General features: G+C 70.5%; 14 protein-coding genes. 4 read left to right on the forward strand and 10 right to left on the reverse strand.

Annotated elements, in window-relative coordinates; all coding sequences use genetic code 11:
• Positions 1 to 24: 24 nt before the first annotated feature.
• The 6 genes from folE to dacB all read right to left on the reverse strand — a co-directional run bounded on the left by folE (position 25) and on the right by dacB (position 7,434).
• Positions 25 to 603, reverse strand: coding sequence for a GTP cyclohydrolase I FolE (gene folE / locus AB0J69_RS11965; protein ID WP_364115779.1), 579 nt, complete (start codon positions 601 to 603; stop codon positions 25 to 27).
• Complete coding sequence (ftsH, locus tag AB0J69_RS11970; RefSeq protein WP_364115782.1) at positions 600 to 2,594, reverse strand: ATP-dependent zinc metalloprotease FtsH; 1,995 nt, start codon at positions 2,592 to 2,594, stop codon at positions 600 to 602. Before ftsH ends, folE begins: the two co-directional genes overlap by 4 nt.
• Positions 2,595 to 2,831: 237 nt before the next feature.
• Positions 2,832 to 3,383: a hypoxanthine phosphoribosyltransferase gene (gene hpt / locus AB0J69_RS11975; protein ID WP_364115785.1), complete on the reverse strand. Its 552-nt coding sequence runs from the start codon at positions 3,381 to 3,383 to the stop codon at positions 2,832 to 2,834.
• A gap of 10 nt (positions 3,384 to 3,393) precedes the next feature.
• Positions 3,394 to 4,398 (reverse strand): tRNA lysidine(34) synthetase TilS, encoded by a 1,005-nt coding sequence (gene tilS, locus AB0J69_RS11980; protein ID WP_364115788.1) that lies wholly within the window; start codon positions 4,396 to 4,398, stop codon positions 3,394 to 3,396.
• 491 nt (positions 4,399 to 4,889) lie between these two features.
• Positions 4,890 to 5,966, reverse strand: coding sequence for a zinc-dependent metalloprotease (locus tag AB0J69_RS11985; RefSeq protein WP_364116282.1), 1,077 nt, complete (start codon positions 5,964 to 5,966; stop codon positions 4,890 to 4,892).
• Positions 5,967 to 6,012: 46 nt separating this feature from the next.
• Positions 6,013 to 7,434 carry a D-alanyl-D-alanine carboxypeptidase/D-alanyl-D-alanine-endopeptidase gene (gene dacB, locus AB0J69_RS11990; RefSeq protein ID WP_364115791.1) on the reverse strand — a complete coding sequence of 474 codons (1,422 nt, stop codon included), beginning with the start codon at positions 7,432 to 7,434 and terminating at the stop codon, positions 6,013 to 6,015.
• A gap of 84 nt (positions 7,435 to 7,518) precedes the next feature.
• Here dacB and AB0J69_RS11995 point away from each other — a divergent pair, with 84 nt between their 5' ends.
• The gene (locus AB0J69_RS11995; RefSeq protein WP_106243463.1) at positions 7,519 to 8,010 is read left to right on the forward strand and encodes an inorganic diphosphatase; all 492 of its coding nucleotides are present in this window, start codon (positions 7,519 to 7,521) and stop codon (positions 8,008 to 8,010) included.
• A gap of 7 nt (positions 8,011 to 8,017) precedes the next feature.
• Here AB0J69_RS11995 and AB0J69_RS12000 read toward each other — a convergent pair whose 3' ends face one another.
• From AB0J69_RS12000 to AB0J69_RS12015, 4 genes are all read right to left on the reverse strand, one after another.
• On the reverse strand, positions 8,018 to 9,118 hold the full coding sequence (locus AB0J69_RS12000; RefSeq protein WP_364115795.1) for an NlpC/P60 family protein: 1,101 nt from the start codon (positions 9,116 to 9,118) through the stop codon (positions 8,018 to 8,020).
• A 79-nt stretch (positions 9,119 to 9,197) separates the two neighbouring features.
• Positions 9,198 to 10,616 (reverse strand): sigma-70 family RNA polymerase sigma factor, encoded by a 1,419-nt coding sequence (locus tag AB0J69_RS12005; RefSeq protein ID WP_364115798.1) that lies wholly within the window; start codon positions 10,614 to 10,616, stop codon positions 9,198 to 9,200.
• A 123-nt stretch (positions 10,617 to 10,739) separates the two neighbouring features.
• Positions 10,740 to 11,540, reverse strand: coding sequence for a hypothetical protein (locus AB0J69_RS12010; RefSeq protein ID WP_364115801.1), 801 nt, complete (start codon positions 11,538 to 11,540; stop codon positions 10,740 to 10,742).
• A gap of 64 nt (positions 11,541 to 11,604) precedes the next feature.
• The gene (locus AB0J69_RS12015; RefSeq protein ID WP_364115804.1) at positions 11,605 to 13,215 is read right to left on the reverse strand and encodes an ATP-binding cassette domain-containing protein; all 1,611 of its coding nucleotides are present in this window, start codon (positions 13,213 to 13,215) and stop codon (positions 11,605 to 11,607) included.
• A 121-nt stretch (positions 13,216 to 13,336) separates the two neighbouring features.
• On the opposite strand from AB0J69_RS12015, the gene AB0J69_RS12020 reads away from it, so the two are divergent.
• Genes AB0J69_RS12020 through AB0J69_RS12030 form a run of 3 tightly spaced genes read left to right on the forward strand, consistent with a single transcriptional unit; the run spans position 13,337 to position 16,277 of the window.
• Positions 13,337 to 14,500: a DUF4185 domain-containing protein gene (locus tag AB0J69_RS12020; protein WP_364115807.1), complete on the forward strand. Its 1,164-nt coding sequence runs from the start codon at positions 13,337 to 13,339 to the stop codon at positions 14,498 to 14,500.
• The gene (locus AB0J69_RS12025; protein WP_364115810.1) at positions 14,497 to 15,510 is read left to right on the forward strand and encodes a DUF4432 family protein; all 1,014 of its coding nucleotides are present in this window, start codon (positions 14,497 to 14,499) and stop codon (positions 15,508 to 15,510) included. Before AB0J69_RS12020 ends, AB0J69_RS12025 begins: the two co-directional genes overlap by 4 nt.
• Positions 15,507 to 16,277: an SDR family oxidoreductase gene (locus AB0J69_RS12030; protein WP_364115813.1), complete on the forward strand. Its 771-nt coding sequence runs from the start codon at positions 15,507 to 15,509 to the stop codon at positions 16,275 to 16,277. Before AB0J69_RS12025 ends, AB0J69_RS12030 begins: the two co-directional genes overlap by 4 nt.
• Positions 16,278 to 16,283: the final 6 nt, after the last annotated feature.

The raw sequence follows: 16,283 nt of genomic DNA on the forward strand, positions 1-16,283 counted from the left end.
CATCGTGGGTACCCCGTTCGGTCTTCAGCGGCCCAGGATGAGCGCCATGGCCTCGGATCGGGTGCTGTCACTGGTGCGGAAGCTGCCGCGGACGGCCGAGGTGACGGTCTTGGCGCCCGGCTTGCGCACGCCACGCATCGTCATGCACAGGTGCTCGGCCTCGACCACCACGATGACCCCGCGCGGCTCCAGCACCCGCATCAGCGAGTCGGCGATCTGGGAGGTCATGCGCTCCTGGACCTGGGGCCGGCGGGCGAACACGTCGACCAGGCGAGCCAGCTTCGACAGGCCCGTGACCTGGCCCTTCTCGTTGGGGATGTAGCCCACGTGGGCCAGCCCGTGGAACGGAACGAGGTGGTGCTCGCAGGTCGAGTAGACCTCGATGTCACGGACGAGCACCATCTCGTCGTGGTCGACGTCGAAGACCTTGTTGAGCACCTCTTCGGGCGTCTGGCCGAGCCCCGAATACTGCTCGGCCATGGCGCGGGCGACCCGGGACGGGGTCTCGAGCAGGCCGTCGCGATCGGGATCCTCGCCGATGGCGTAGAGGATCTCGCGAACGGCCTTCTCGATCCGCCCCAGGTCGACGTGGTCCTGCGTCACGCACTGTCCCCTGACGGCAGGGCGTCCTGGTGCCCCGTGGTGAGCGAGCCGTTGGCCGACTGCTCCTTCGGGGTCAGGATCGGCGGGCGGTCGGACGGGAGCCGCTTCCCGTAGCCCGCGTAGGACGGACGGTGCTCCTTCACGACCACCGGCGCGAAGATCTGCAGCACCATGTCGCGGGAGAGGGTCTCCTTCTCCATGAGCTGCAGCACCAGGTTGTCGAGCACGTCGCGGTATTCGACCAGGATGTCCCACGCCTGGTCGTGCGCCGTCTCGATCATCCGGCGGACCTCCTCGTCGATCGTGGAGGCGATCTTCTCGGAGTAGTCGCGCTCGTGGCCCATCTCGCGGCCCAGGAAGACCTCGGCCTGGCCGGTGCCGAACTTACGGGCGCCGAGCTGCTCGCTCATGCCGTATTCGGTGACCATCCGGCGGGCGACGGCCGTGGCCTTCTCGATGTCGTTGGAGGCGCCGGTGGTGGGCTCGTGGAAGACGAGCTCCTCCGCCGCGCGGCCGCCGAGCAGCATCGCGAGCTGGTCCATCATCTCCGACCGGGTGGCCAGGAACTTGTCCTCCATCGGCAGCGTCATCGTGTAGCCGAGCGCGCGGCCGCGGGACAGGATCGTGATCTTGTGCACCGGGTCGGAGTTGGGCAGCGCGTGCGCCACCAGCGCGTGACCGCCCTCGTGGTAGGCGATCATCTTCTTTTCCTTGTCGGACATGACCCGCGTCTTGCGCTCGGGCCCTGCCATGACACGGTCGATCGACTCCTCGAGGACGTCCATCGAGATCAGCTTCTGGTCGGCCCGCGCGGTGAGCAGGGCCGCCTCGTTGATCACGTTGGCCAGGTCGGCGCCGGTGAACCCGGGGGTGCGGCGCGCGATGACGTCGAGGTCGACGTCGGGCGCGAACGGCTTGCCGCGGCCGTGGACCTTGAGGATGCCCTTGCGGCCCTCGAGGTCGGGGCGGTCGACGGTGACCTGCCGGTCGAACCGGCCGGGACGCAGCAGCGCCGGGTCGAGGATGTCGGGCCGGTTGGTGGCGGCGATGAGGATCACGCCACCCTTGACGTCGAAGCCGTCCATCTCGACGAGCAGCTGGTTGAGCGTCTGCTCGCGCTCGTCGTGACCGCCGCCCAGGCCGGCGCCGCGGTGGCGGCCGACGGCGTCGATCTCGTCGATGAAGATGATCGCCGGGGCGTTGGCCTTCGCCTGCTCGAACAGGTCGCGAACACGCGAGGCGCCGACACCGACGAACATCTCGACGAAGTCGGAGCCGGAGATCGAGTAGAACGGCACACCGGCCTCGCCGGCGACGGCGCGGGCCAGCAGCGTCTTACCGGTGCCGGGCGGGCCGTACAGGAGCACGCCCTTGGGGATCTTGGCGCCGATCGCCTGGAACTTGGCCGGGGCCTGCAGGAACTCCTTGATCTCCTGGAGCTCCTCGATGGCCTCGTCGGCACCCGCGACGTCGGCGAACGTGGTCTTGGGGGTGTCCTTGGTGATGAGTTTGGCCTTCGACTTCCCGAAGTTCATCACCCGCGAGCCGCCGCCCTGCATCTGGTTCATGACGAACAGGAAGATCAGCACGATGATGACGATCGGCAGGAAGCTCACCAGGATGCTGACGAGGAAGTTTTCCTGCGGCACGTCGGTGGTGAAGCTCTTGGTCTTCTTCGCGGCGACCTGAGCTTCCAGCTCGTCGGTCAGCTTGGCGCCATAACCGGTGACCCAGTAGGACTGGATGAGTTTGGTCGGGGTGTCGCCCTGCTTGACCACGATCGGGCTGTTCAACGTCAGCTCGATGCGCTGGTCCTTGTCGACGATCTTGGCGTTGCTGACGTTTCCGGCGCGAATCTGCTGAAGAACCGTGGACGTGTCCGCCTGCTTGAAACTACCGCCGCCACTCCAGAGCTGGGTGACGAGCAGGAGCAGCACGACGATGCCCAGGATCCACAGCAGTGGCCCACGTGTAAATCGCTTGAGATCCATCCGATGCGGAACCCCTTGCGGGCCCGTCCCTTCCTGACCATGGCCTGGAACCCCGGGCATGCCCGGGGCCGCGGCATCCGACACCGCGACTTCTGACTACCCGAAGGGGACGCACGGTCACCCTTCCGGAGTCTGAAGGTACACCGGCAGAGCGCACGGAGGGACCCGCCGCTACACCGGTCTTGCCCTATCAACGTACGTCACGTTGCGCGATGTTCCCGGCCATGGCGGAGAGTGCTACTTATAAACGTGTGGTGCCAGAGTTCCGATGAACGGCAGGTTCCGGTATCTCTCGGCGTAGTCGAGCCCATAACCGATGACGAACTCGTTGGGAATGTCGAAGCCCACATATTTGACGTCGATCGGCACCTTCACGGCATCGGGTTTGCGCAGCGCGGCGCAGATCTCCAACGAGGCCGGATTGCGCGACTTCAGGTTTTCCAGCAGCCAGTGCAGGGTCAGGCCCGAGTCGATGATGTCCTCGACGATCAGCACATGACGGTTCAAGATGTCGGTGTCGAGGTCTTTCAGCACGCGTACGACGCCGGAGGACTTGGTGCCCGCACCGTACGACGACACCGCCATCCAGTCCATCTGCACCGGGACGTGCAACGCTCTGGCCAGGTCGGCCATCACCATGACGGCGCCCTTCAACACGCCCACGAGCAGGACGTCCTGACCCGCGTAATCCTCGTCGATCCGCCCGGCAAGCTCTTTGATCTTCGCCTGGAGCTCGTCCTCGGGAATGAGGACCTTTTCCAGGTCATTGCCCATGTCGGCAGCGTCCACCTGTGGTTCCTTACGGGATGGGACTGATGGCGAATATCAGGGTGCCATACCGCCGTGCGGCGGACAGACCCCCGGGCAGGTCCACGGCCTTCTGCCCGCGCCAGCGCGTGATCAGCCGGTCCACGGCGAGCACATGGGTGGCGGACAGAGCCCCGGACGGGGCTCCCGCGGCGAGTGCCGCCTTCCGCAACACCCTTCGCCTGACGGCATCGGGCAGCTTCTCCAACTCCGCCACCGCGAGCTTTATCGACACGCCGATATCGCTAAGAGCGCAATTCTGGTACGCCGTCTCGGCCCATTGATCGAGCGCGTCCGCGTCCTCGCGCGCCATCCCGGCGGTCCTGGCGAGCGCCTCGGCCACCCCCGGACCGAGCTCCGCCTCCAGCACGGGCAGCACCTTCCGGCGGACGCGGACCCTCGTGTAGCGGGGGTCCTCGTTGTGCGGGTCGTCCCAGGGGTCGAGGCCCAGGGCCCGGCAGGCGGCGACCGTGGTGGATCTGGGGAGGTGGAGCAGGGGGCGGCGGTAACGGCCGGTCCTGGCGGCCATGCCGGACAGCGAACGGGGTCCGCTGCCCCTGGCCAGGCCCAGGAGGACCGTCTCGGCCTGGTCGTCCCTGGTGTGGCCGAGCAGCACGGCCTCCGCTCCCAGGCGGTCGGCGGCTTCCGCGAGGGCCGCGTACCGGGCCTCCCTGGCCGCCGCCTCGGGGCCGCCCGCCGTACCCACTGTCACGGTGAGCACCTCGGCCGGGGTCAGGCCCAGCCGGTCGCGGGCCAGGTCCGCCACCGTTCTGGCGCGTTCGGCGGAGCCGGGCTGGAGCTGGTGGTCGACGGTGAGCAGGCCGGCGCGCAGGTGCATGCGGGGGGCGACGAACGCGAGGGCGGCGGCCAGGGCCAGGGAGTCGGCTCCGCCGCTGCACGCGGCGAGGATCAGCGCGCCTTGCCGTACGTCGGCCAGCGCCTCACGCACTGCCCTGCGGACGTCGGCTACGGCTGGTTGTGGGCCCACGGCTGCCATTGTCCCGGCTCCCCGCCCACCATCGCGCCACCCACACGCCCCTGGACGACCGGCCACCGGGAACGGGCGCCCGCCGGCGCTGCCCACGCGCGCCCCACTCGCCAATACGCCCCGCTGGGCACCATGAACGGGCGCCGGGCTCCGCCGCACCGCCACCCGCCGACGCGGCGCTGTGCGGGAGCGGGTTGCGGGTGCACCGCATGACCTGCTGGCCGAAGTGGGCGCAGCGGTGGCGGCGAACCGGCTACGGCGCACACGGACTGCCCGAGTGGCCGGGCACCGTGAACGGGCGCCGGGCCCGCCGTACGGCCACCCGCCGACGCAAGCCCTGCGGGGCTGCTTGCGCGGCCCGGCCCGCCTTTACGCCCGGCTGGGGGCCGGGAACGGGCACGCAGCTCCACCGCGCCGACCCGCCGACGCGGCGTATGCGGCGCGGCTTGCCGGCGAGCGGTGGTCAGGCCGGAGCGGTCGGCGGGCGATGGGCGGGTGGGTCAGGCCGGAAGGGCCGGGGTGCCGATCACGCGGCTGATCCAGGCGTCCGGGTCGGCGATCTCCGGGGTCGTCGGGAGGGTTTCCGGGGACGTCCAGACCTTGTTGAAGCCGTCCATCCCCACCTGGCCGACCACCTTGCGGACGAAGGCCGAGCCCTCCGCGTACTGCTTCATCTTGACCTCGATCCCCAGCAGCCGCCGCACCGTGCGGTCCAGGCGGGAGCCGCCCTCGCGGCGCTGGGCGAACTTGGCGCGGATGTCGGCCACCGAGGGCACCACCGAGGGCCCCACCGCGTCCATGACGTAGTCCCCGTGGCCTTCCACGAGGGTCATCACGGCGGTCAGGCGGTCGAGGATCTCCTTCTGGCCGGGCGACTGGATGGCGTCGATGAGGTTGCCCTCCCCGCCGCGCACCACGTCGGCCACCGTGTCGGCGGCGTTGCGCAGGCGTTCGAGGAGTGTGGGCAGGTCGAGGTCGGAGGCGAGCAGGAACTCGGTCATCTGCGAGCGCACGTATTCGCGCAGCCAGGTCACACCGGTGAACTGCACCCGGTGCGTCTCCTCGTGGAGGCAGACCCACAGGCGGAAGTCGTGCGGGTTGACGTTCATCTCACGCTCGGCGTGGACGATGTTGGGGGCGACGAGCGTCAGGCGGCCGGCGGCCTCCTGGCCCGTGGGGTCGGGCGGGAGGAACAGCTCGTACTGTCCGAGGACGCGCGAGGCGAGGAAGGCCAGCACGGCCCCGACCTCGACGCCCGTGATGCGGGAGCCGACGGCCGTGACGATCGCCGGCGGCGCGTTGGAGCCGTTGCTCATGCGCTGCGTCAGCGGTTCGAGCACCACGCGGAAGCCCTCGACGTTCGCCTTGATCCAGCCGGGCCGGTCCACGATGGTCGCGGGCTGCGGCGCGGTCTCTGTGTGGATCTTGGTGAACTCGCGCACGTGGCCCTCGGCCTCACGTGACAGGGTGCGGAGCTCGGTGACGGCCTGCCTGGCCTCCTCCCGGCTCACCTGAGGACCGGGGCGCACCAGGCGCGTGCCGGTCGTGACGGCCAGATCCCAGTCGATCACCTGCATAACGTCCACCGTACGTGGTTCTCCTCGACGCTGCGAAGGACCGCCGTCACGAACGTGCGACGGTCGCCGCCAGCCGGTCGAGTACGGGCTCGGCGTTCACCGGCACCTGGTCGGCCATGAACGCGAACGTGACCAGCCGCCCGTCCTTGGTCGTCGCCATCCCCGCCAGCGTGTTGATGTTGTTGAGCGTGCCGGTCTTGGCGCGTACGAGGCCCACCTGGCCCTTGCTGTCCTTCCCCGTGAACCGGCGGCCGTTGCCCAGCGTGCCGGTGAAGCCCGCGATCGGCATGCCGGAGGCGATGGCGTGCAGGTCGGGGTGGCTCGCGGAGCCGGCCAGGGCGAGGGCCTTGGCCAGGGCGTTCGGGCTGATGCGGTTGCGGATGGACAGGCCGCTGCCGTCGTCGAGGGAGACGTTCTGGGCCACGCCGAGGCGCTGGAGCACGGCGACCACGGCCTTGGCGCCGCCCGCGAAGGACGCCGGCTGGCCCTCCTTGAGCGCGACGTGCCGCATCAGGGCCTCGGCGAGGTCGTTGTCGCTGCGGGTGAGGGTGTGCTCGACGAGGGAGTAGAGGGGGGCCGAGTCCACCTTGCCCAGTTCGGGGGCGTTGGCCGGGGCCTTGGCCGGGCGTACGGACTTCGCGACCGAGATGCCCTGCTTCGCGAGGAGCTTGGCGAAGGCGGCGGCGGCGTATTGGGGCGGGTTGGGCACGCGCGGGCTGCGGAAGCGGGGGTCCTGGCGGCCCTCGTCCATGGTCAGGGCGTAGACGGGGGCCACCTCGCCGTCGGGGATGTAGTTGGGCTTCCAGCCGGGTGCCTTCGGGGTGCCGGTGAACAGCGTGGTGTCGTACGACAGGGTGACCTTGCGGACGCCCTGGGACTTGAGGGTGGCGGCGGTACGGGCGGCGAGGGTCGCCAGGCCGGCCTGCTTCGGGTAGGTCGGCTTGGCCGAGGGGCCGGCGAGGAGGGGGTCACCGCCGCCGACGAGGACGACGGTGCCCGGCTTGGCGCCCTGGACGGTCCTGGTGGACAGGCGGGTGTCGGGGCCGAGGGAGGCCAGGGCGGCGGCGCAGGTGACGATCTTGGTGGTGGAGGCCGGGGTGACCGCCATGTCGGGATTGGCGGCGAAGAGCTGCTCGCCGGTCACCGTGTCGATGACGACCGCGCCCACCCGGCCGCCGAGCGCTTTGTCACCCAGGGCGCTGGTGAGCTGCCGCGTCAAAGTACCCTTAGTCGGGAGAGGTCCGTCTCCTGACCTCGCCGACAGCTGGGCCAGCACAGGTCCGGAGGTGACCACGGGGACGGGGGGAGTGCCTTCCGCCGGTGACGCCGTCGGCTTGGTCGGTGAAGACCCGCTCGTCAGCACGCCAAGGCTGAACTCGGTGGTCATCGCATAAATGCCGGTGACGATCGTCAGGGCCTGGAGCACGGCGAGAGTGGTCAGCATCACCCACCGGTCGCGCCGCGCCACGTCGCCTGCCCTCTCTCCTGTGTTCGCCTACGAGACATTAACGCCCAGCCGGGGGTGCCCGGGGGCCTGAGCGGAGGAACCGCGGTGGAGTTCGACGTTGTCGTTGAGATTCCCAAGGGGCAACGGAACAAGTACGAAGTGGACCACGAGACCGGGAAGATCAGGCTGGACCGGCTCCTGTTCACCTCCACGCAGTACCCCGCCGACTACGGCTTCATCGAGCACACCCTCGGTGAGGACGGCGACCCGCTGGACGCGCTGGTGCTGCTGCAGGAGCCGACGTTCCCCGGCTGCTACATCACGTGCCGGGCGGTGGGGATGTTCCGCATGACCGACGAGAAGGGCGGTGACGACAAGGTGCTCTGCGTGCCGTCCACCGACCCCCGGATGCATCACATCCAGGACATCCATCACGTGTCGGAGTTCGACCGCCTGGAGATCCAGCACTTCTTCGAGGTCTACAAGGACCTCGAGCCCGGCAAGTCCGTCGAGGGCGCCAACTGGGTCGGCCGCATCGAGGCCGAGGCCGAGATCGAGCGCTCGTTCCGGCGGGCCAAGGAGGAGGGGCACCACTAGAGCCCCCTCAGCGGGGCCTGGTGGCGCCCACCAGGTCCCCGCGCCAGATCGAGGCGACCCGCACCACGTCGCCGGTCTGCGGAGCGTGCACCATCTGGCCGCGCCCGACGTAGATCCCGACGTGGTGGATGGTCGATGGGTCGCCGGTGTGGGCGAAGAAGAGCAGGTCGCCGCGGCGCAGCTGGTCCAGCGGCACGTGCGGGCCGGCGGTCCACTGCGTGCCGGTCCAGTGGTCCAGCCGCACGCCCGCCTTCTCCCATGCCCGCATGGACAGGCCCGAGCAGTCGTAGGTCTCCGGGCCGTCGGCCGCCCACACGTACGGCTTGCCGAGCTGGGTGAGCGCCCAGTTCGCGGCCGCGTCGCCCATGGTCGACCCGCCGGTCACCAGCCCGGCCAGGGCCGCCGCGCGCCGCCTGGCCAGCAGCTCCGCGCGGCTGCGGGCCGCGTCCACCTGACGCTGCAGGCTCTCCTTGCGCGCCGTGAGCTCCCTGGTGTCGCGCCGCTGCGCGGCCACCGCGGTCTCGGCGGCGATCTTGGCCTGCCGGGCGCGCTCGGCGGCCGCCTGCCGAGCCGCGTACGCGCCCTCGGCCTGGGCCCGCAGGATCGCCGCGACCTCCTGGGCGTCGCGCATCCGGCCCAGGATCGCCGACCGCTCACCCCTGAGGTGGCCGAGCACGCCCGCCCGGTGCAGGAACCCGTCCGTGCCGCCCCGGTCGACGAGCATGCCCACGACCGGCTTCATCAGTCCCAGCCCGCCGTAGCTCTCGGCCGCCAGCAGGGCCACGTCCCGCCGGGCCAGCTCCACCTCGGCGTCGGCCGCCGTCAGGCGTGCCCTGGCCTGCGCGTACGCCTCCTCGGCCTGCCGGAGCCGGACGACCTCCCCGTTGTACGCCTCGACCAGCCGCTCCACCTGGGCGGCCAGCTCGTCCAGCCGCGACTGCGCGGTGACCAGCTCGGCGGTCGTCCGGCTGAGGTCCTGGGACCGGTCGCGGACGGCCTGGCGGGCCTTCTTGACGTCGCGCGAGGAGGGGCCGGGCTCGGCCTCGACCGGCGGGCACAGGGCGACCAGCAGGCAGCCCACGAGGAGCCCGGCCCGAAATGCGCGCATAGGTCCCCCTGACCACGGATGGTTACTCTATGCACACAGTTCCCGGCCATTCACTCACGTAACGTAAAGACTCCTCACGTCAGCTCGTCGTCTCCGACGGGGTGACCGAGGGCTCCTCGGTGGGCGTGGGGGTGGCCGTCTCCGTCGGCGTGGCGGTCGGGGTCGGGGTCTGGGTGGGAGTCGGCGTGGGGGTGGGCGTCGGGGTCGGGCAGGGCGTCCGCGTGCCGGGGCCGGACGGTGGCGGCTCCTCGGGCGGGGCGTCGGTCGGTGGGACCTTCGTCGGGGGCTCCTCCGGCGGCCGGCTCGGCTCGGGCCCGGGATCGGAGCCGGGGTCGGGCGGAGGTGACGAGGGGGGCGGGCCGCCGGTGGGCGAGGACTGGACGTACGACGGCACCGCGGCCGGCGGCCCCGGCGTCGGCGACCCGGTCACCCCGAGGGGCTGCGTCGAGGTGCTGTCGAGGATGGGCACCACGGTCAGCGGCGCGTCCTGGGGATCGGCCTGCCAGGGCAATCGGATCCCGGGCGGCTCGCCCGTCGCCGGGAACGCGGCCGTCGCGACACCTGTCACCCCACCGTTCTCCCTCCCGATCTGATCGAAGATCACCGCTATCGCCACCACGGCCGCGACCGCCGCCAGCGCGCCCGCCAGCGCCTGAGGCCACTTCCGGCCCTGCCTGCCCGCGGAAACGGGAAACCCGGCGGCGCCCAGCACACCGCTGCGCCTGGCGACATAGCGGCGGTAGGGCAGCAGCTCGGGATCGACGAAGCAGCTCATCACCCTGATGCGCAGCGAGTCGGGCAGGACGGCCCCGGGCAGCAGCTCGTAGACCTTGGCCGCCGAGATCTCGCGCGCGCGGTGCGGCGCGCAGACCTCGCAGCGCGGAAGGTGCCTGACGAGATGCTCGCGCATCTCCTGGGTCAGCTCGCCGGAGAACCCGGCCAGGATGCGGGCGCGCCGCGGGCAGTCGTACGGACCCTTCCTGGCCAGGATCTCGGCGGTGATCGCGTCGCGCAGGCGCTCGCGGGCCTCCGCCAGGAGCAGCTCCACCTGGCGCGGCGGCAGGGCGAGCACCTGGGACAGCTCGGCGGCGGGCAGCTCGTGCCGGTGGACGAGCTCCAGCGCCTCCCGCTCGGCCAGGGGCAGACTCTGCACGGCGTTCCACGCCATGACGCGCAGGTCGGCGTCGGCCGGATCGTCCAGCGGGGGCGCCTCGGCCAGCGCCTCCGCCGCGCCGGGCGGCGCGGCGGCCCTGCGGCGCAGGCACTCGACGCGGGCCAGCGCGTAGAGCCAGGCGGCCAGCCGGTCGGGGTCGGCCAGGGCGCCGGCGTGCGCCTCGGCGGCGATCAGCGTGTCGCGGAGCGCCACCTGGGCGCTGTCGGCGCTCAGGAGCAGGGACCAGCAGTAGCGGTAGACGCTCTCCGCGTACGCGTCATAGAGCGCGGTCAGTGCTCCTGGATCACGGGCGCGGAGTGCTTCGACCAGGACGCGGTCATTCATGTAACCGAAGGTAATGGATCGGTAACTAGTAGTTCTACCGGTTCCACGCCGATGGCATCGCTTGTCGGGCAGGACGCCCGAATTCCGTGCTGATAATTCGGGCTATCGCGCTATAAAAGCGATTTACTGCTTGTGCTCGGAAACTACCTGTGTGCTCCGATCCACCACGAACGGCTCGCTCGTCGGCTTGACCGTGTGCATGGGCACGGCCCCGGAAAGGGCCAGGTCCTCGTACGGGCGGCCGGTGGATCCCCAGGTCCTGGCGGCGATCTCGGTCTTGGCCACCTCGGTGCCCTTCGGCAGGCCGGTCACGGTGAGAATGAAGCGCGGCGGACTGCCGGCCTCCACCTCGTCCACGAACGTGCTGCCGCCACCGAGCAGTTTGCCCGACTTGTCGCGCAGCAACGCGTTCACGACGAGCGTGGTCGCCGAGATTTTATAAGGATTTCCGACATATCCCGTAATAAGGTATGAGCCATCTTTCTGGCGCAAAGTCTGGACACGTGAGATCGGGAACCGCTGGAAGGCCGAGGCGATCCGCGCCGCCGGCCGCCACTGCGCGGGGCGGTACTGGATCGTCACCTTGGCCGGCTTCTGCGTGGCGCTGGCCTGGCCGGTGAAGGCCAGCGACCCGCCCGGCGGCACGGCGTCGAGCGGCTGGTCCATCTTGAGCACCTCGGCGCCCTTGGCGTCGTGCCCGACGATCGTGGCCACCACGTGCTCGCCGAAATGCCACGGGTTGGCGTTGCTGAGCACCCCCGCCCAGTTGACGGCGTACCCGTCGGCGGACTTCACGATATTCGAGACCTGCTCCTTGAGAGCGAGCGGCTTGAGCTGTTGTACGGGCTGTTCCTCACTCGCGCACCCGGAGAGGCAGAACGCCCCGAGTGCGAGGAGGCTGACGGTTCGGCTACGCGGGATCACTTTGCCGTGATAACCCGAGCATGGGTACGGCTGGCAGTGGACACGCGCCAGCCGTACCAAGTCTTTAACGCTGACGGACCACTCTGGCCTCGTCCCAGACCGGTTCGGAGGATTCGTAGACGTTGCCGTCGGAGCCGAAGACCAGGTAGCGATCGAAGTCGGCGGCGAACCAGCGGTCGTGGGTGACCGCCAGGACCGTGCCGTCGAACGCGTCCAGCCCCGCCTGCAGCGCCTCCGCGCTGGCCAGGTCGAGGTTGTCGGTCGGCTCGTCGAGCAGCAGCAACGTGGCTCCGGACAGTTCGAGCAGCAGGATCTGCAGGCGCGCCTGCTGCCCGCCGGACAGCGTGTCGAAGCGCTGCTCGGCGATCAACCCGGCCAGCTCGTAGCGGGCCAGGGCCTTCATGGCCTCGTTCTTCAGCTTGGCGTGCTCGGCCATGACGATCTCGACCGGGGTGCGGCCGAGCAGGTCGGGCCGGGCGTGGGTCTGGGCGAAGTGACCGGGCACCACGCGGGCGCCCAGCCTGGCCGCCCCCTCGTGGGCGATCTGTTCCCCCGCCAGCAGGCGCAGGAAGTGGGACTTGCCCGAGCCGTTGGAGCCGAGCACCGCGACGCGCTCGGAGTACCACACCTCCAGGTCGAACGGCCGCATGAGACCCGAGAGCTCCAGCCCCTCGCAGATGACCGCGCGCTTGCCGGTGCGGCCGCCGCGCAGGCGCATCTTGATGTTCTGGTCGCTCGGCGCCACCTCCGGCGGCCCGGCCTCCTCGAACTTGCGCAGCCGCGTCTGGGCCGCGTGGTAGGCGGCGGCCATGCCGTCGTTGTATCGCGCCTTGTTCTTGAGCATGTTGACCAGGGCCTTGAGCTTGGCGTGCTCCTCGTCCCAGCGCCTGCGCAGCTCGTCGAGGCGCTCGTTGCGGGCCTTGCGGGCCGCGGCGTACGTGGTGAAGCCGCCGCCATGGATCCAGATATTTCCGGACTCGACGGTGATGATGCGGCCGGCCGCGTTCGCCAGGAGCTGGCGGTCGTGGCTGACCAGCAGCACGGTCTTGGGCGTCTCCTTGAGCTGCTGCTCCAGCCACTCCTTGCCGGGGACGTCGAGGTAGTTGTCGGGCTCGTCCAGCAGCAGCGTCTGGTCGGGCCCGCGCAGCAGCGCCTCCAGGACCAGGCGCTTCTGCTCCCCGCCCGACAGCGTCGACACGTCCCGATATTTCACCCGGTCGAAGGGCACGCCGAGCGCGGCCACCGTACAGGTGTCCCAGAGCACCTCGATGTCGTAGCCGCCGGCGTCGGTGTAGTCGCTGATGGCCTGCGCGTAGCGCATCTGCGTCTTCTCGTCGTCGCGCTCCATCATGGCCAGCTCGGCCGCGTCGAGCCGGTCGGCCGCCTGCCGCACGGCGGGTGGCGCGACGCTCAGCAGCAGGTCGCGCACGCTGCTCCCGTCGCGCACGCTGCCGATGAACTGCCGCATCACGCCCAGCCCGCCGGAGCTGGTCACGCTGCCCTCCACCGGCTGCACGTCGCCGGCGATCAGGCGCATGAGCGTGGTCTTGCCCGCGCCGTTGGGCCCGACGAGCGCCGCCTTGACGCCTTCGCCGATCCTGAAGGACACGTCGTTGAGCAGGGGCCGCCCATCGGGCAGCACGTATGTCAAATGTCCTACTTCAACGTGGCCCATCCTGGCAGGGTAACCGCCGCCCGCCACGCGGTCACCCGGATTTCCGCTCGCTCACACAGGCCTAGACAGTAAGTGATCTAATGACTAGAACTGTAGGGAACCCCCTCCCCTAGGACAAGTGATGACGCGATTCCGCACTGCCCTCGCACCCCTCGCCATCGCGTTGCTCGGCCTCACGGCCGTACCGCAGCAAGCCTGGGCCGCCCCGCCCAAACCCGTACCGCCCGTGCAGGGGAAGCAGGCCGCCACGGCCGCCTCACCCTGCGCGCCCACGGTCAGAGGGGCCACCACGAACACCCGGCTGACCAGCCTGTTCACCACCTACGGCAACGACAACAGCAGCCTGAACGACTGGACCGGCGCCGACGGGACCTACTCGCTCAGGCTGCCGAGCGGGCGGGAGCTGTGGGTGTTCTCCGACACCTTCCTCGGCCGGGTCAACCCCGACGGCTCGCGGCCCCCGGTGGTCGAGGAGGGCGGTACGACGGTCTTCCTCAACAACTCCTTCGCCGTCGAGCGGGACGGCCGGCTGTCCACCATCCATGACGGCACGGCCGCGAAGCCGGAGGCCGTCATGCCGCCGCGCGACAAGAACCACTGGTACTGGGCCGGTGACGCGACGCTGGCCGGCGGGATCGTGGAGGTCACCTACCAGGAGTACGAGCGCTACGGCCCCGGGGCGTGGGACTGGCGCTGGCACCGGAACGTGCTGGCCAGGTTCGCCCCCGGGCGGCTCCAGCAGCCGATCAGCGTGCACGACCTGCCGTCGGAGCACGGCGTCTCCTGGGCCTCCGGGACCCTCAAGGACGGGGGTTACACCTACGTCTACGGGGTCGAGGACCTCGGCTCGCCCAAGTACATGCACATCGCCCGGGTCAAGGGGCAGAGCCTGCTCGGCGCCTGGGAGTACCTCAAGGCCGACGGCACCTGGTCGGCGAGCGAGGCCGACTCGGCGCGCGTGATGAGCGGGGTGGCGAACGAGTACAGCGTCAGCCGCGTCGGCTCCGGATACGTGCTGATCACGCATGACACGACCGAGGCGCTGAGCGCGAACATCGTGGCCTACTCCGCGTGCTCCCCCTTCGGCCCGTTCACCGGCAGGCAGCACGTCTACACCACGCCCGAGACCGGCGGGAACATCTTCACCTACAACGCCCACGCCCATCCCGAGATCGCCGGCGGCGGGCTCGTGGTGTCGTACAACGTCAACAGCTTCGTCAACACCGACCACTACCGCGACGTCTCCATCTACCGGCCCCGGTTCCTGGATGTGACGTTCGGGTGAGACGCAACTGGGCGGCGCGCCTGCGGCTCGGCACCGTCGCCGGGCTGCGGGCGGTCACGCTGGAGAACGAGCGGCTGCGCGTGACGGCCCTGCCCGGCAAGGGCGGCGACGTGGTGGAGTTCCTGCACAAGCCCACGGACACGGACTTCGTCTGGCTCTCGCCGCAGGGTCTGCGCGACCCGCACGACCACCTCCGGGGCGCGGCCGACGACGTCGCCCAGTTCGTCGACCACTACGAGGGCGGCTGGCAGGAGGTCTTCCCCAACGGCGGCGCGCCGAGCGAGTACCGCGGCGCGCGGCTGGCGCAGCACGGCGAGGTGTCCGGGCTGCCGTGGGAGTGCGCGGTCGTGACCGACTCCCCCGAGGAGGTCGCGGTACGGCTGAGCGTGCGGACGCGGCGGCTGCCGTACCGGGTGGAGAAGGTCTTCCGGCTGCGGTCGGGCACGGCGGCGCTGGAGATCGAGGGGCGGGCCACCAACGAGTCGGACCTGCCGCTGCACGCCATGTGGGGGCAGCACATCGTGTACGGGCTGCCGTTCCTGCGCCCGGGGGCCCGGATCCGGCTGCCGGAGGGTGTGCGCGTGATTCCGCACGAGAGCGCGATCAACCCGGCGGCCGGGCGCAGAGTCCGGGCCGGCGGGCCGTGGGAGTGGCCGGTCGTGCCGGCCGACGGCGGCGGCGAGACGGACCTGAGCGTGGTGCCGGGGCCGGGCGGGCCGAGCGACATCGTGTACCTGACCGGCTTCGACGAGGGTTGGTACGAAATTTCGGGGGATATCGGTATGCGGGTGGAGTGGGAGGCGGCGCTGCTGCCGTACCTGTGGATGTGGCAGGAGCTCGGCGCGTCCACGGACTACCCGTGGTGGGGGCGGGCCTACACGGTCGGGCTGGAGCCGTTCTCCAGCATGCCGACCGACGGCCTGGCCGCCGCCGTGGCCAACGGCACGGCCCTGGCCCTGGACCCGCAGGAGACGAAGGTGCTGAGGTTGCGCGCGGAGGTGCTGGCATGAATGAGTTCGGCGGCAAGGTGGCGCTGGTCACGGGCGGTTCGATGGGGATCGGGCGGGCAGTGGTGGACCGGCTGGCCGACGGCGGGGCGTCCGTGGTCTTCTGCGGGGTCGACAAGAACGCGGAGCTGGACAGCGAGCACGTCACCGGCAGGATCGCCGACGTGCGCCGGGCCGGCGAGATGCGCGACCTGGTGGACCTGGCCGTGACCAGGTACGGCGGGCTCGACATCGTGGTGACCTGCGCGGGCGTGCAGCGCTACGGCACCGTCGAGGACACCCCGGAGGACGTCTGGGACGAGGTGCTGGACATCAACCTCAAGGGCGTCTACCTCACGTGCAAGGCCGCTGTCCCCCGGATGCGCGAGCGCGGCGGCGGCTCGATCGTGATCATGTCGTCGGTGCAGGCGTTCTCCTCGCAGGCGCAGGTGGCGGCGTACACGGCGAGCAAAGCCGCGCTCAACGGCCTGACCAGGGCCATGGCGCTCGACCACGCGGCCGACGGCATCAGGGTGAACGTGGTCTGCCCCGGCTCGGTGGACACCCCCATGCTGCGCTGGGCGGCGGACCTGTGGCGGGGGGAGCTGTCGCAGGAGGAGCAGGTGGCGCAGTGGGGCCGCGCCCACCCGCTGGGCCGCGTGGGCCGGCCGGAGGAGGTGGCCGAGCTGGTGGCGTTCCTGGCGGGGCCGCGCTCGTCGTTCATCACGGGGGCCGAGCACCGCGTGGACGGCGGCCTGCTGGCGCAGAATCCGGCGGCCCTGCCGGAATAGCCGCAC

The sequence above is a fragment of the Nonomuraea sp. NPDC049709 genome (genome assembly GCF_040674815.1).
Taxonomy (GTDB): domain Bacteria; phylum Actinomycetota; class Actinomycetes; order Streptosporangiales; family Streptosporangiaceae; genus Nonomuraea.

Excerpts from the sequence above, each read along its gene's own strand:
- AB0J69_RS12015 (WP_364115804.1), bottom strand. The coding sequence starts at position 13,215 with ATGGGCCACGTTGAAGTAGGACATTTGACATACGTGCTGCCCGATGGG.
- AB0J69_RS11985 (WP_364116282.1), bottom strand. The coding sequence starts at position 5,966 with ATGCAGGTGATCGACTGGGATCTGGCCGTCACGACCGGCACGCGCCTG.
- AB0J69_RS12020 (WP_364115807.1), top strand. The coding sequence starts at position 13,337 with ATGACGCGATTCCGCACTGCCCTCGCACCCCTCGCCATCGCGTTGCTC.
- AB0J69_RS12000 (WP_364115795.1), bottom strand. The coding sequence starts at position 9,118 with ATGCGCGCATTTCGGGCCGGGCTCCTCGTGGGCTGCCTGCTGGTCGCC.
- tilS (WP_364115788.1), bottom strand. The coding sequence starts at position 4,398 with ATGGCAGCCGTGGGCCCACAACCAGCCGTAGCCGACGTCCGCAGGGCA.
- AB0J69_RS12030 (WP_364115813.1), top strand. The coding sequence starts at position 15,507 with ATGAATGAGTTCGGCGGCAAGGTGGCGCTGGTCACGGGCGGTTCGATG.
- AB0J69_RS12005 (WP_364115798.1), bottom strand. The coding sequence starts at position 10,616 with ATGAATGACCGCGTCCTGGTCGAAGCACTCCGCGCCCGTGATCCAGGA.
- ftsH (WP_364115782.1), bottom strand. The coding sequence starts at position 2,594 with ATGGATCTCAAGCGATTTACACGTGGGCCACTGCTGTGGATCCTGGGC.